Source organism: Mycobacterium asiaticum (assembly GCF_001673635.1).
In the GTDB taxonomy this organism is placed as follows: Bacteria; Actinomycetota; Actinomycetes; order Mycobacteriales; family Mycobacteriaceae; genus Mycobacterium; species Mycobacterium asiaticum_C.
Window position 1 is genome coordinate 31496 of sequence record NZ_LZMH01000007.1, and the last position, 15112, is coordinate 46607.

General features: G+C 67.5%; 13 protein-coding genes and 1 pseudogene. 5 read left to right on the forward strand and 9 right to left on the reverse strand.

The window, feature by feature from the left end; translation table 11 throughout:
- Positions 1–8: 8 nt before the first annotated feature.
- From pyrE to ttfA, 3 genes are read right to left on the reverse strand one after another with little or no spacing between them, the layout of a single operon-like run.
- Complete coding sequence (gene pyrE / locus A5645_RS01830; protein ID WP_065128304.1) at positions 9–557, reverse strand: orotate phosphoribosyltransferase; 549 nt, start codon at positions 555–557, stop codon at positions 9–11.
- Positions 544–1317, reverse strand: a complete 774-nt coding sequence (locus A5645_RS01835) for an SDR family NAD(P)-dependent oxidoreductase (RefSeq protein ID WP_065035903.1) — start codon at positions 1315–1317, stop codon at positions 544–546. The genes pyrE and A5645_RS01835 overlap by 14 nt, the downstream gene beginning before the upstream one ends.
- Positions 1318–1323: 6 nt before the next feature.
- A complete protein-coding gene (ttfA, locus tag A5645_RS01840; RefSeq protein ID WP_065035904.1) occupies positions 1324–2154 on the reverse strand; it encodes a trehalose monomycolate transport factor TtfA in 831 nt (276 codons plus the stop codon).
- Positions 2155–2260: 106 nt separating this feature from the next.
- On the opposite strand from ttfA, the gene A5645_RS01845 reads away from it, so the two are divergent.
- Complete coding sequence (locus tag A5645_RS01845; protein WP_065128305.1) at positions 2261–3064, forward strand: enoyl-CoA hydratase/isomerase family protein; 804 nt, start codon at positions 2261–2263, stop codon at positions 3062–3064.
- Positions 3065–3132: 68 nt separating this feature from the next.
- On the opposite strand, the gene clpB is transcribed toward A5645_RS01845, so the two are convergent.
- Positions 3133–5679, reverse strand: coding sequence for an ATP-dependent chaperone ClpB (gene clpB / locus A5645_RS01850; protein WP_065035906.1), 2547 nt, complete (start codon positions 5677–5679; stop codon positions 3133–3135).
- Between the two features lie 186 nt (positions 5680–5865).
- On the opposite strand from clpB, the gene A5645_RS01855 reads away from it, so the two are divergent.
- Complete coding sequence (locus A5645_RS01855) at positions 5866–7038, forward strand: FAD-binding oxidoreductase (RefSeq protein WP_065128306.1); 1173 nt, start codon at positions 5866–5868, stop codon at positions 7036–7038.
- 9 nt (positions 7039–7047) lie between these two features.
- On the forward strand, positions 7048–7938 hold the full coding sequence (locus A5645_RS01860) for an aldose 1-epimerase (protein ID WP_065128307.1): 891 nt from the start codon (positions 7048–7050) through the stop codon (positions 7936–7938).
- An 11-nt stretch (positions 7939–7949) separates the two neighbouring features.
- On the opposite strand, the pseudogene A5645_RS01865 reads toward A5645_RS01860, so the two are convergent.
- From A5645_RS01865 to dnaK, 5 genes and pseudogenes are all read right to left on the reverse strand, one after another.
- Positions 7950–9098 (reverse strand): annotated as a pseudogene (locus A5645_RS01865) (PE family protein); the annotation flags it as partial.
- Between the two features lie 93 nt (positions 9099–9191).
- Entirely contained in the window at positions 9192–9575 is a 384-nt protein-coding gene (locus A5645_RS01870) for a heat shock protein transcriptional repressor HspR (RefSeq protein WP_155767807.1), read from the reverse strand.
- A 5-nt stretch (positions 9576–9580) separates the two neighbouring features.
- A complete protein-coding gene (gene dnaJ, locus A5645_RS01875; protein WP_065128309.1) occupies positions 9581–10753 on the reverse strand; it encodes a molecular chaperone DnaJ in 1173 nt (390 codons plus the stop codon).
- A 38-nt stretch (positions 10754–10791) separates the two neighbouring features.
- Complete coding sequence (grpE, locus tag A5645_RS01880) at positions 10792–11442, reverse strand: nucleotide exchange factor GrpE (protein WP_065128310.1); 651 nt, start codon at positions 11440–11442, stop codon at positions 10792–10794.
- Positions 11439–13310, reverse strand: a complete 1872-nt coding sequence (dnaK, locus tag A5645_RS01885) for a molecular chaperone DnaK (protein ID WP_065036097.1) — start codon at positions 13308–13310, stop codon at positions 11439–11441. The genes grpE and dnaK overlap by 4 nt, the downstream gene beginning before the upstream one ends.
- A gap of 290 nt (positions 13311–13600) precedes the next feature.
- On the opposite strand from dnaK, the gene A5645_RS01890 reads away from it, so the two are divergent.
- Entirely contained in the window at positions 13601–14374 is a 774-nt protein-coding gene (locus A5645_RS01890; RefSeq protein WP_081288105.1) for a YoaK family protein, read from the forward strand.
- 70 nt (positions 14375–14444) lie between these two features.
- Positions 14445–15112, forward strand: a 668-nt coding sequence (locus A5645_RS01895; RefSeq protein ID WP_081288107.1) for a TetR/AcrR family transcriptional regulator, incomplete at its 3' end; no start/stop codon positions are given.

Here is a 15112-nt window from a genome sequence, read left to right on the forward strand (position 1 = left end):
TCGGCGGCCTAGCCCAACCCCAGATCGGCCAGGCCCAGCACGCTGCGGTACGGAACGCCCTCGCCTTCGATTGCCTCGGCGGCGCCGGTGGCCCGGTCCACGACGGTGGCCACGCCGATGACCTCGCCCCCGGCGTCGCGCACGGCGCGCACCGCCGTCAGCGCGGAACCGCCGGTGGTGCTGGTGTCCTCGACCACCAGCACCCGCTGACCGGCAACGTCGGAACCTTCGATAAGCCGCTGCAGTCCATGGGTTTTCACCGATTTGCGGACGACGAAGGCGTCGATCGGCCGACCGGGCGCATGCATGATCGCGGTCGCCACCGGGTCAGCGCCCAGTGTCAGGCCGCCGACGAGCGCGTAATCCCAGTCGGCGGTGATCTCCCGCATCAGCCGACCGATCAGGGCCGAGGCCCGATGGTGGAGGGTGGCGCGGCGCAGGTCGACGTAGTAGTCGGCCTCCTTGCCCGACGACAACGTGACCCGCCCGTGCACCACGGAAAGCCGCCGCACCAGCTCGGCCAGTTCGGTGCGGGCCTGCCGATCAGGTTCGGCCACGACCGCTGCCGAATCGCTTGGTGGCCAACCGGGTCAGGCGGCGCGGCATCGCCCGACCCGTGGCGACGAGGAACTTGTACTGCGCGCTCGGGATGCTGATCACCTTGCCGTCCGCGATATCGGACAGGCTCTCGCTGACCACGTCGTCCACTTCCAGCCACATGAACGACGGCACCTGGGCCATGTCGAGCCCGGCGCGGCTGTGGAACTCGGTGCGAACGTACCCGGGGCACACCGCGTGCACGCCGACACCGGTGCCCTGCAACCCGTTGGCCAGGCCCTCGCTGAACGAGATGACCCACGCTTTGGAGGCCGAATATGTCGAGCCGCGGCCGGGCAGCAACCCGGCAACACTGGCGATGTTGATGACGGTGCCCGCGCGGGCATCGAGCATGGCCGGCAGCGCGGCACGGGTCAGATGCATGACGGCGGTGACGTTGACGTCGAGTTGCTTCTGCAGCTGCGCGGGGTCGGCTTCCCAGAAGTCGCCGGAGGTGCCGAAGCCGGCGTTGTTGACCAGGACCCGCACCCCGTCGGCGAGTCGTTCCGACACTTTGTCGCGGCCGGCGGCCTCGGCCAGGTCCGCAGGCAGCAGCTCGATGTCGCCGGCCTCGGACTGTAGTTCACCGGCCAGCTGCTCGAGGCGTCCGACGTCGCGGGCGACCAGAACGAGGTCGTAGCCGTCGCGGGCATAACGGCGTGCATATCCGGCACCAATGCCGGACGTCGGCCCAGTGATCAGCGCAACGGGTCGGGGCATGTGCTCTCAGTGCTGGTAGTTGCTGGCCTGATGGCCGTTGCGGCCCGCTCGCGGCTCCCGGCGGATCGGCTCGGCGGCACGGCGGGCCGGATCCGGCATGACGCCGGCGGCCGGGTCAGCTTGAGTGCGGCGCTGCGGCAACTCCGCACGTGCGGCCGACGCCAACGGACGACCGGGGGCAGCACTGCGGCGGCTCTCGCCCTCACTCTCGTCCTCCGGGGTCTCCGCCGGCAGCGGCGGCAACACCCGCAGCAGATCGTTGAACTGGCGCACCGTGCGCAGCCCCTCGTCCCATTGCGCCCGGGTGCTGGCGATCGGCATCGCGACCAGCGTCCAGTTCTGCTCGTTCCACATGATCTCGGCGCAGTCCGGTGCGGTGTGCGCGAAGGTGACCATCCGCCGGTCGCAGGCACGGCGGGCCGCGTCGAGGTTGGTGGAGTACACCATGCGGGGCCCGATCGCCCCCAGCAGCCAGATGTCGCTCTCGCGCGGCTCTTTGAGGCCCTTGAGCCGCAGGTCCACCACCACGTTGGTGCCGACCTTGCGGTGCAGGGCGATCACCGTGGCGACTTCCTCGAGGTCGAAGATGTACACGGCCTCGCCGCGGATCTGGCCCAGCACGACGTTGTGGGCCGGCACATCCCCGACGGTGGACATCACGCCACGCTTCCAGCGGTGCAGGATGTCGGTCGATTCGCGCTCGTAATCGAAGCCGTGCGACCTGGCCCAGGACCTGCGGCGCCTGCTGCGCCCGCGCCGCCGATCGATGTCGACGTACAGCAACACCGCCGCACCGACGAAGCACAGTGCGGAGAGCGTGAACCAGAGCGGGACCATCCCCAACAGAGTATCTGTAGTCGGTACCGAACGAAGAATCCGAGCAGGTCACAACCGAATCACAGGACCGAATACCCGCACGAACGTCCGCGTAGGGTTTTCGGTCATGAGTTTCGACAGCTACCGACTGATGCGCGTCTCGGTAAGCAGCGGTATCTGCCGCGCGACGATCGACAATCCGCCGCTCAACCTGCTCGATCTGCGGTTCGCGGACGAGATCGTGCGCCTTACCCGGGAGGTGGCGGCCGACGACGACGTCCGCGTGCTGGTCGTCGACTCGGCCGACCCGGAGTTCTTCATTGCGCACGCGGACGTCGGCATGATCCTCGACCTACCCACCGACGACTCCGGGCTGCACGACGAGCTCAGCTACTTCCACGCCGTAATGGAGGAGTTCCGGGCCCTGCCGAAGGCGACGATCGCGGTCATCGAAGGGATTTGCCGGGGCGGCGGCAGCGAGTGGGCGATGGCGTTCGACATGCGCTACGCGGCTCTGGGGAAGGCGGTCTTCGGCCAGCCCGAGGTGGCGATGGGGATCATCCCCGGCGGGGGCGGCACCCAGCGGCTGCCGCGGCTGGTCGGCCGCGGGCGTGCTTTGGAGGTGATTCTGGGCTGCCGGGATATCGACGCTGCCACCGCCGAGGCCTGGGGGTACGTCGACCGCGCGCTGCCGCCCGACAAGTTGCGGCGGTTCGTCGACAAACTGGCCGCGCGCATCGCTTCGGCCCCGCAGAGCGCCATCGCGGCAGCCAAGCGCGCGGTCGACGCCGCGTTGTCCAACGATTTGCCGACCGGCCTGCGCATCGAGGATCAGCTGTTTCGCGAGGCGCTCGCCCAGCCGGTGGCCCGAGAACGGCTCCAGGCCATCATCGACGCCGGTGCCCAGACCCGGGAATTCGAGCTCGGTTAGGTGGCGAGCAGACGCAAAAGCGCCCCAAAACGGTTGTTTTGGGGCGCTTTTGCGTCTTTTCGCGGGGGTTAGCCGAGCACCAGCGAGTCGCCGTCGGCGCTGACATTGACCGGCACGATGTCGCCGTCGTGCACGTCACCGGCCAGCAGCATCTTGGCCAGCTGGTCGCCGATTGCCTGCTGCACCAACCGGCGCAGCGGACGAGCACCGTAGATCGGGTCGAAGCCGCGCTGGGCCAGCCACTGCTTGGCGGGCAGCGACACCTCAAGCGTGAGGCGACGCTGCGCGAGCCGCTTCTGCAGTTGCGCAAGCTGGATGTCGACGATCTGCACCAGCTCGCCGGGTTCGAGGCCGGCGAAGATGATCACGTCGTCGAGCCGGTTGATGAACTCCGGCTTGAACGCCGCGCGCACCGCCGCCATCACCATGTCCTCGTCGCCGCCCGACCCAAGGTTGGACGTCAGGATCAGGATGGTATTGCGGAAGTCGACCGTGCGGCCCTGGCCATCGGTCAACCGGCCCTCGTCGAGCACCTGCAGCAGCACGTCGAACACGTCCGGGTGCGCCTTCTCGACCTCGTCGAACAGGATCACGGTGTACGGCCTGCGCCGCACCGCCTCGGTGAGCTGGCCGCCCTGGTCGTAACCGATGTAGCCGGGCGGGGCACCGACGAGCCGGGCCACCGAGTGCTTCTCGCCGTATTCGCTCATGTCGATCCGGACCATGGCGCGCTCGTCGTCGAACAGGAAGTCCGCCAACGCCTTCGCCAACTCCGTCTTACCCACGCCGGTGGGACCGAGGAACATGAACGAACCAGTCGGCCGGTTCGGGTCGGCCACCCCGGCCCGCGCGCGCCGCACGGCATCGGACACCGCGGCCACCGCCTTCTTCTGGCCGATGACGCGCTTGCCCAGCTCGTCCTCCATGCGCAGCAGCTTGGCGGTCTCGCCTTCCAGTAGCCGACCGGCGGGGATGCCGGTCCAGGCCGACACCACATCGGCGATGTCGTCGGGGCCGACCTCTTCCTTGAGCATGACGTTCTCGCGGGCCTCGGCTTGGGGGAGCGCGGCGTCAAGTTTCTTCTCGACTTCCGGGATGCGGCCGTAGCGCAGTTCTGCGGCCTTGGCCAGGTCGCCGTCGCGTTCGGCGCGGTCGGACTCCCCGCGCAGCACCTCGAGCTGTTCCTTGAGCTCGCGGACGATGTCGATGGCGTTCTTCTCGTTCTGCCAGCGTGTCGTCAGTTCCGCCAGCTTCTCCTTCTGGTCGGCCAACTCGGCGCGCAGCTTCTCGAGGCGTTCCTTCGAGGCCGCGTCCTCCTCTTTGGCCAGCGCCATCTCTTCGATCTCGAGCCGCCGCACCAGCCGCTCGACCTCGTCGATCTCGACGGGGCGGGAGTCGATCTCCATCTTCAACCGGCTGGCGGCCTCGTCGACCAGGTCGATGGCCTTGTCCGGCAGGAAGCGTGCGGTGATGTAGCGGTCGGACAGCGTCGCCGCGGCGACCAGCGCGGAGTCGGTGATCCGTACCCCGTGGTGCACCTCATAGCGGTCCTTGAGCCCGCGCAGGATGCCGACGGTGTCCTCCACCGACGGCTCACCGACGAACACCTGCTGGAAGCGACGCTCCAGCGCCGCGTCCTTCTCGATGTACTTGCGGTACTCGTCGAGCGTGGTGGCACCGACCAGGCGGAGCTCGCCGCGGGCCAGCATCGGCTTGATCATGTTGCCGGCGTCCATCGCGCCCTCGCCGGTCGCGCCGGCGCCCACGATGGTGTGCAACTCATCGATGAACGTGATTATCTGGCCCGCCGAGTTTTTGATGTCGTCGAGCACCGCCTTGAGCCGTTCCTCGAACTCGCCGCGGTACTTCGCGCCGGCCACCATGGATCCGAGGTCCAGGGCAACGACGGTCTTGTCGCGCAGACTCTCGGGGACGTCGCCGGCCACGATGCGTTGCGCCAGGCCCTCGACGATGGCGGTCTTGCCGACGCCGGGTTCACCGATCAATACCGGGTTGTTCTTGGTACGACGAGACAGCACCTGCACCACGCGGCGAATCTCGTTGTCCCGTCCGATAACCGGGTCGAGTTTGCCGTCGCGGGCGCGGGCGGTCAGGTCGGTGGAGTACTTCTCCAGCGCCTGGTAGGTGGCTTCGGGGTCGGCGCTGGTCACACGCGCGCTGCCGCGCACCTTGACGAACGCTTCCCGCAACGCCTGCGGTGAGGCGCCGTGGCCGGTCAGCAGCTTGGCGACGTCGGAGTCGCCGGTGGCCAACCCGACCATCAGGTGCTCGGTCGAGACGTACTCGTCGTCCATCTCGGTGGCCAGCTGCTGCGCGGTCGTGATGGCCGCCAGCGATTCGCGGGACAGTTGGGGTTGTGAGCTGGAACCGCTGATCTGCGGCAAACGGTCCAGCACGCGCTGCGCCTCGGCGCGAACGGTGGCGGGCTCGACACCGACAGCCTCCAGCAGCGGTGCAGCGATCCCGTCGTTCTGCGTCAGCAGCGCCAACAGCAGATGAGCGGGCCTGATCTCGGGGTTACCGGCCGCCGAGGCAGCCTGTAGCGCCGACGTCAGGGCCGCCTGCGTCTTGGTGGTCGGGTTGAAAGAGTCCACGACACCTCCGTTCGGGGTACGTCTAGAAAAATGCTTGTCGCGTATTACAACGCAGTCAAGGTTGAGTCTGTTCCGCTCAAGTCTAACCAATTCGGCGAGCAGACGTAAAAGTCCCCGACACGCCGCGAAAAAAGGGGCATTCGCGTCTGCTCGCGCCGGTTGGCCGCACCCCTAGAATCGGCGTACGTGGGCCTGGACGACCGAGACGCACTGCAGGTGTTGCGGGACGCCTTTGCCCCCGACCCGTCGACCGGCTCCAACGAACTCGTCCGGCGCTTCTACACACACTGGTTCGCCCTCGACACGTCGGTGCGTGACCTGTTTCCACCCGAGATGGACAGCCAGCGGGCCGCTTTCGCGCATGCGATGCATTGGCTCTACGGCGAATTGGTCGCCCAGCGCGCCGACGCCCCAGTGGCCTTCCTTGCCCAGCTCGGCCGCGACCACCGCAAGTACGGCGTGGCGCCCGGCCACTACCAGACACTGCGCGACGCGCTCTACTCGGCGCTGGGCTCACACCTGGGCGGCGCCTGGACTGCTCCCGTGCAACAAGCGGCCGACCAGTCGCTCAATCTGTTCGCCGGGGTTATGAGCGGCGCGGCGGACTCCGAGGACGAACCGGCGTGGTGGGACGGCACCGTCATCGAACACTCTCGAGTGTCACGGGATCTCGCGGTCGTCCGGTTGCATCTGGATCGGCCGCTGCACCACCACCCCGGCCAATACCTCAACGTGCAGATCCCGCAGTGCCCGCGTCGCTGGCGATACCTCAGCCCCGCCATCCCCGCCGACCCCGCCGGCGGCATCGAGTTCCACGTCCGGGTGGTGCCCGGCGGGCTGGTCAGCAACGCGATCGTCGGCGAGACCCGGCCGGGCGATCGGTGGCGGCTGTCCGGTCCGCACGGCGGCCTGCGGGTCGACCGCAACGGCAGTGACGTGCTGATGGTCGCCGGGAGCACCGGGCTGGCTCCATTGCGCGCGCTGATCATGGACCTGAGCCGCTTCGCCGAGAACCCGCGGGTGCACTTGTTCTTCGGCGCGCGCTATCGCTGCGAACTGTATGACCTGCGCACGCTGTGGCAGGTCGCCGCGCACAATCCTTGGCTGTCGGTGACGCCGGTCTCGGAGTACAACGGCGATCCGCCCTGGGCCGCCGAGTATCCCGACCCGTCGCCACCGCGCGGGCTGCACGTGCGCCAGACCGGCCGGCTCCTGGAGGTGGTGACCCGGTACGGCGGCTGGGGCGACCGGCAGATCCTGATCGCCGGCGGGCCAGACATGATCCGCGCGACCAAGGCAGCGCTGGTGGCCAAAGGCGCGCCGCCCGAACGCATTCAGCACGACCCGCTGTCACGTTAGGCTGAGCCGGTGCACGTCGTCACGCTGCGCGACCCCGCGTCCCCGGTGACGACGCAATTCGTGCCCGACGCGGGCATGATCGGCACGTCGCTCAGCGACGACGGTGTGGAGTTGCTCGGCCAACGACGCGGACTGGACGCCTACCTCTCGGCCGGCAAGACCATGGGCATTCCCATCCTGTACCCATGGGCAAATCGCTTGGGAGACAACACCTATACCGCCGAGAACGTCACCGTCATGGTGACACCGGGCGAGAACAGGGTGCGCGCCGACCCGAATGGATTGCCGATCCACGGCACCCTGGCCGCCTATCCCGACTGGCAGGTGACCATCGAGTCGGCCAACGAATTGAGCGCCGAGGTGGACTTCGGTGCCGACCCGCGACTGCTGGCCAGCTTCCCGTATCCGCACGTCCTGCACGTCACCGTCCGATTGGCCGACCGGACGCTGACGGTACGGACCACGGTGACCCCCACCGGCGATCGGGCCGTGCCGCTGTGCTTCGGCTTTCATCCCTATCTGCAGTTGCCGGGTGTGGCCCGCGGCGAGTGGATCATCGAGACGCCGCCGCTGCGGCACCTGGCGCTCGACGACAAGGGTCTGCCGACCGGTGCGACGAGCCCGTGGCCGGCTACCCGGGAAGCGTTGGGCGACAAAAGCTTTGACGATGCATACGACCAGGTTGACCAGGGCGCGGTGTTCGCCGTGTCCGGCGGCGACCGCCGGCTGGAAGTGCATTTCGAACGCGGCTACAGCGCCGCGCAAATCTTCGCACCGCCGGGCGAGGATTTGGTGTGCTTCGAGCCGATGGCCGCCCCTACCGATGCGCTGCGCCGCGGCGGCTTCCGCTCAGCACAGCCGGGTGAGCCTGCCTTCGCGCAGTTCTCGATCCGCGTCTGACCGCTCGATCAACCCGCCACGCCGAACAGTATCCCGGCAGCGCCTCCTGCACCGGCAGGACCGGGCAACACGCCGCCACCACCACTGCCGCCGTGCCCGCCGTTACCGATCAGCCACGCATCCCCGCCGTGGCCACCCGCTCCCCCCGGCCGATTCGAGCTGCCAACACCGCCGGCGCCCCCGGCACCCCCGGCGCCGATCAGCGCGGCTTTCCCGCCCGCACCACCGTCTCCACCGGAGCCGTTGTGTCCGGCGTCGCCACCCCCGCCGCCACTCCCGCCGTCACCGAACAGCAGACCGCCGTTACCGCCGCCGCCCCCGGCACCGCCGCTATGGACGCCGCTGGGGACATAGCCCGCGCCCCCGGTTCCCCCGATACCGCCGCTGCCGATCAGTCCCGCACTGCCGCCGCGACCGCCGGCACCTCCATTGGTGCTGGTGAAACTGCCGCTGCTACCGCCTGCTCCACCCGCGCCGCCGGCGCCGAAGATGTATCCACCCATACCCCCGGCACCGCCCTCGCCACCGGCAACGGACGCCACCGGATCACCACCAGCACCCCCTGAGCCGCCGATACCGAAGAGCCCGGCGTTCCCGCCTGCACCGCCGGCTCCGCCGAAACCGCCTCTGCCGCCCGCGCCACCGTTCCCGATCAGGCCTCCGACGCCACCGTTGCCACCCGCCACCCCAGTGAGCGTGCTTGCGCCACCGGCGCCGCCGTTGCCGTACAGGATCCCGCCCGCGCCGCCTGCCTGACCTACCCCGTTGACCGTTCCACCGGCCGCTCCGTCGCCGATCAACGGGCGGCCCAAGAGCAACTGGGTCGGCGCATTGATCGCGCGCAACACCTGTTGCTGAACAGCTTCCAACGGCGATGCGTTCGCGGCCTCGGCGTGGGCGTACGCGTCCGCGCCCGCGTTCATCAACTGCACGAACTGCTGTTGAAAGCGTTGCGCCTGGTCGCTGAGCGCCTGGTAGGCCTGCCCGTGCGCGCCGAACAACGCGGCAATCGCTTCCGACACCTCGTCCGCACCTGCGGCCAGAACTTGTGAAGTGGGAGCCAAAGCCGCCGCGTTGGCCGCGGTCAGATTGGAACCGAGGTGCGCCAGGTCGTTGGCGGCAGCGGTAACGAACTCCGGTGCAGCAACAAGGAACTCCAAGGAACACCTCTTCGGGTGAGTGATGCTGCGGAATGCCGGGACGAGCAGGATTCGGATATTAACGCACTAATACGAGGTTTTCGCGCCGGCAGGTTAACGCGGGTTGCGCGGCTGCCACACGACCAGCGCCCGGCTCTTGGGCACCACCGCGATCTCGCGGCGCTGGTTGGCACGCAGCACCGCAATCTCTTCCGCCATCTCCTTGAGCCTGGACTGCAACGCTTCAACCTGATTGGTCAACTCGATGATGCGCTTGATGCCGGCGAGGTTGACGCCTTCGTCCTGAGAGAGACGCTGCACCTCGCGCAACAGGTCCACATCGTGCTCGGAGTAGCGACGCCCGCCTCCGGGCGTGCGTTGTGGACTGACGAGGCCGAGCCGGTCGTAGGTGCGCAACGTCTGCGCGTGCATGCCGGCCAGCTCGGCGGCCACCGAGATCAGGAACGTCCGCGACTCCTCTTTCTTCTTCGAGTGCATAGCCATCAGCGATTACCTGCCCATCCCGCTCGCGGGTCGAACCCGCTGGCCCGCTCGGCCGCCGCGTAGGCCTCCAGCGCCTCCTGGGCGGCACCCTCCAGGTTCGGCGGCACCGCCACCTTGACGGTGACGAGTAGGTCGCCGCTACCACCACTGCGCTTGGGCACCCCGCGTCCACGCACCCGCAGGATCCGGCCGTCCGCGGTGCCCTTCGGCACCCGCACACCCACCTTGCCGTCCAGCGTGGGCACCGAAAGCGTTGAGCCCAATGCTAATTCAGTGAAGCTGACCGGCACGGTCACGGTAAGGTCGTCACCGTCGCGGCCGAATACCTTGTCCGGACGCACGTGCACGGTCACATACAGATCACCCGATGGGGCACCGCGCAATCCGGCCTCACCCTGCCCGGCCAGCCTGATCCGCTGCCCGTCCTCCACACCCGGGGGAATCCGCACGTTGATGGTGCGGGTCCGGGTAATCGCGCCGTTGCCGCCGCACTCCTCACATGGGTGCTCGATGATCGAGCCACTGCCCCGGCATTCGGTGCAAGGCTCGGAGAAACCGAACGCGCCCTGGTTGCGGCTGATGACGCCGGCGCCGTTGCAGTTCGGACATACCTTCGGGCTGGTGCCCGGACGTGCACCGCTGCCGTGGCAATTGGTGCACGGCGCCGGGCTGGTCAGCCGCAGAGGCATGGCGACGCCCTTGGCGGCCTCGATGAAATCCAGTTCGGTCTCGGTCTCGAGGTCGTTGCCGCGCCGGGGCCGGGTGGGACGAGCGGTGCTCCCGCGGCCGAACAAGCCGCCGAACAGGTCGCCGATGTTGGCTCCACCGGATCGCCCGGCGGCGTCGAACAGGTCGTTCAGATTGAACTCGGCACCGTCACCGCCGCCGGCGAAACCACCGAAACCGCCCGTGTTGAACCGCCGGCCGCCACCGAAGCCCCCGCCGGCGAACAGCCGGCGGGTCTCGTCGTACTCCTTGCGCTTGGCCTCATCGGACAGGACGCTGTAGGCCTCGGAGACCGCTTTGAATCGTTCGGCTCCGCTGGGGTTCTTGTCCGGATGCAGATCGGACGCCAATTTGCGGTACGCGGTCTTGATGTCCTTGGCACTGGCGTCAGAGGAGACGCCCAGCTCCTTATAGAAGTCCTTCTCGACCCATTCACGCTGAGCCATGTCGCGTCACCTCCTCACCCTCTCGTAGATTCTGTGCCTTAATCACCGGAGCCGTCGGCGTTATCGCTCGTGTCGGGGTGTTCGGTCGACGAACCGGCGGCGTCGGTTGCCGCCTGCTCGTCGGCGACCGTGTCCACGACGCCGACCATCGCGTGCCGAAGGACCTGTTCACCGAGCTGGTAGCCCTGCCGCATGACGGTTCCGATCACCGGCTTGGATCCCGGCCCACCGTCACCCTCGTGCTGCACTGCTTCGTGTAGCGCCGGGTCGAAGTCCTCGCCCTCGGCGCCGAACGCGGTGAGCCCCAACCCGGTCAGCGTGTTGGTCAGCTTGTCCGCCACGGCCTTCATCGGCCCCGACTCCAGGTCGCCGTGCTTGCGCGCCCGTTCCAGATCGTCGAGCACGCCCAGCAACTGACTGACCACCGTGGCCTTGGCCCGGTCGGCCGCCGCCTGTTGGTCACGCATGGCCCGCTTGCGGTAGTTGGCGAAATCCGCCTGCACCCGCTGCAGATCGGCGGTCAGCTCTGCGACCTTTTCCGACGACGCGGCCCCGGCCGGCTCTCCCGGCGCCGGAGCGCCGGGAGAAGCCTGACGGGGTTCACCAGTTTCGGGATCGATGCGCCGCTTGTCGGTGACGGTCACCGGTTCCTGCTGGTTGCCTTCTGGTTGCTGATTCCCGTTGGTCACTTGGACTCCCGGTCGTCGTCGACCACCTCCGCGTCCACGACGTCGTCAGCCGAACCGGCCTGGTCGAAACCGGCCCCACCGGGCTGACCGCCGGCGGCGGCGCCATCAGCCTGAGCCGCCTCGTAGATCGCCTGCCCCAGCGCCTGCGACTCCTGGCCGAGCTTCTCCATCGCCGACTTGATCGCGCCGATGTCCTGGCCGCCCAACGCCGACTTTGCTTCTGCCACAGCGGCTTCCACCTTGCTCAGCGTTTCTTCGGGCACCTTGGAACCGCCCTCGGCCTCACGCTGTTCTTTGACGAACTTCTCCGTCTGGTAGACCAGCGTCTCGGCTTGGTTGCGAACGTCGGCCTCCTCGCGACGCTTGCGGTCTTCGTCCGCGTGCGCCTCGGCTTCCTTGATCATCCGGTCGATCTCTTCCTTGGAGATGCCGGAGCCCTCCTGGATGCGGATCGTGTTCTCCTTGCCGGTGCCCTTGTCCTTGGCCGTGACGTGCACGATGCCGTTGGCGTCGATGTCGAAGGTGACCTCGATCTGCGGGACACCACGCGGCGCCGGAGCGATACCGGTCAACTCGAAGCTGCCCAGCAGCTTGTTGGCCGAGGCGATCTCGCGCTCACCCTGATAGACCTGGATCTGCACCGACGGCTGGTTGTCGTCGGCCGTGGTGAAGGTCTCCGACCGCTTGGTCGGGATGGTGGTGTTGCGCTCGATGAGCTTGGTCATCACGCCACCCTTGGTCTCGATACCCAGGCTCAGCGGCGTAACGTCAAGCAGCAGAACGTCTTTCACCTCGCCCTTCAGGACGCCGGCCTGCAGAGCCGCACCGACCGCCACCACCTCGTCGGGGTTGACGCCCTTGTTGGGCTCCTTGCCGCCGGTGAGTTCCTTGACCAGGTCGGTCACCGCGGGCATCCGGGTCGAGCCACCCACCAGCACGACGTGGTCGATGTCGGACACCGAGATTCCGGCGTCCTTGATCACCGACTGGAACGGCTGACGGGTGCGGTCGAGCAGATCCTGCGTGATCTTCTGGAACTCGGCCCGCGTGAGTTGCTCGTCCAGGAACAGGGGGTTCTTGTCCGCGTCAACGGTGATGTAGGGCAGGTTGATCGACGTGCTGCCCGAGGAGGACAACTCGATCTTGGCCTTCTCGGCCGCCTCGCGCAGCCGCTGCATGGCCATCTTGTCCTTGGTCAGGTCAATGCCGCTGGTGCCCTTGAACTTATCGACCAGCCACTGCACCACGCGCTCGTCCCAGTCGTCGCCACCGAGGTGGTTGTCACCGCTGGTGGCACGCACCTCGACCACGCCCTCACCGATCTCGAGCAGCGAGACGTCGAAGGTACCGCCGCCGAGGTCGAAGACCAGGATGGTCTGTTCCTTCTCACCCTTGTCCAGGCCGTAGGCCAACGCGGCCGCGGTCGGCTCGTTGACGATGCGCAGGACGTTGAGACCGGCGATCTGGCCGGCGTCCTTGGTGGCCTGACGCTGGGCGTCGTTGAAGTAGGCGGGAACGGTGATCACCGCGTCGGTGATGTCCTCACCCAGGTAAGCCTCGGCGTCCCGCTTGAGCTTCTGCAGGACCCGGGCGCTGATCTCCGGGGCGGTGTACTTCTTGTCGTCGATGTCCACCGACCAGTCGGTGCCCATGTGGCGCTTCACCGATCGGATGGTGCGGTCGACGTTCGTCACCGCCTGGTTCTTAGCTGGTTGGCCAACGAGCACTTCGCCGTTGCGCGCGAACGCCACGACGGATGGAGTCGTCCTCGAGCCCTCGGAGTTGGCGACGACGACGGGGTCGCCACCCTCCAGAACTGCGACGACGGAGTTGGTGGTCCCGAGGTCGATGCCGACCGCACGAGCCATAGTGATGCCTCCTGAATATCTAGAGCTTCTGTTTACTGCACTATGCTGAGTGAACCCCGCTCAAGACTGCTCCGGCCAACCAATTGCTGTCAACCCAGACTTGAGCGTTAATCACTCAACTTGCTGATCATCCTAACGGCGCCGGCCAACACTTTGTTCCCGGGGTGGATTCATATGTGGACAGCCTCCGTATATGGGCCTTCTATGAAGTCCAAAATCCGAAATTTAATTCGTGATGTTGTTGTTAGGCTTGCCGAAAGTTTCAGCGGGGGAAGCGAGTAGACGAGGCCATGGTGCTGCGGCGTTCGGAACCCAGGCGGGGTATGTCCTCGCAGGGCCGCATGCTCGGCTACAGCTCGCTGCTGGCACTGAACGCGGGCTGGGTAAACGCGGTCGCAATCCTCATCATGGCCGTTCCCGTCGGCAATCTCACCGGCATCACCACCCAGATCGGCATGGACCGGGCACATCCCTGGCGCTACGAGAGCCACGTGTTGTTCGCCATTCTCCTGGGCTTTTTGATCGGGGCGGCCACCGCCGGGGCGCTGCTCGCTTCCAAACGTGTTCATATCGGCTCCCGGCACGCCGCCGTGTTAGCCATCCAAGCGTCGTTGCTCCTACTCGCAGCCGCAGGCATCGAAGAATCGGACATCAAATCCCTGATCCTGGGCTCGGGCATCGAGGAGACCGCGGTCCAAGCGCTGCTGGCCGCCTCGGCGCTGGGCCTGCAGAACGGCCTGACCTCGAGTTTCCGCGGCATGCCGGTCCGCACCACGCACTTCACCGGAACCGTCACCGACCTCGGGTTGATGCTAGGCCGCAGCCGCCAAGAGGGCATCGACAAATGGAAGGCGGCGATCCTCAGCGCGACGCTGCTGCTGTTCCTGACCGGTGCGGTGGCCGGCCTGATGGCCGGGGCCCGCATCGGTGGGCATGCCCTGATCGTGCCGGCCTCGATCTGCCTGGCCCTGGCCGCTGCCGGCGTAGTCCGGAGCCGCAAACGCCGTATCGAGGGCGCGATCGCCACCGCTGAAGTAGTCCCAGTAGTCCCGGCCACCGCCTGAATTCGTCCCGATCAAATCCGGTCACCAGCGGTCCATGTAATAGAGCAGATGCTCTGTTACTCTGCTACGTGTGCCTCGCCCCCGCGTCCACGACACCGACCGGGTACTGGATGTTGTGGAATCGCTGGCGGTAAGGTCTGGCCCGGCCGCCGTGACCATCCGGGCGATCAGTGCGGAAGTTGGCGTGTCCAACGGCGCGCTCTACCACAGCTTCGGTTCGCGAGCGGGCGTGCTCGCTCACGCCTGGCTGCGGGCGGGCCGGCGGTTCTTGGAGGCGCAGACGGCGGTGGTCGACGCCGCGCTGGCCGCGCCGGGCCGACCGGCGGCGATCGAGGCCGTGGCGGCCGCGGCCGACATCCCCGCCGCGTTCGCCGAGGGGCACCCGGATTCGTGCCGGCTGCTGTTGACAGTGCCTCGCGACGAGCTGCTCGACCCCGGACTACCCGATGACCTTCATACGGAGATCAGAAAACTCGAGTCGATGTTGATCGAGCTGATGATCCGCCTCGCGCAGCGGGTGTGGAACCGCAAGGACGCGGCCGCGGTGGACGCCATCACCGTGTGCATCGTCGATCTGCCGACCGCGATCCTGCTGCGACGCAACCGCCTGCGCAGCAACACGGCCCGCCAGCAACTCCGCGCCGCAGTGCGCGCCGTCCTGGAGATCGAGCCCCAGTTAGGTTGCGCGAGCAGACGTGAAAGCACCCGCACGCCCGGCGTGTCGGGTGCTTTCACGTC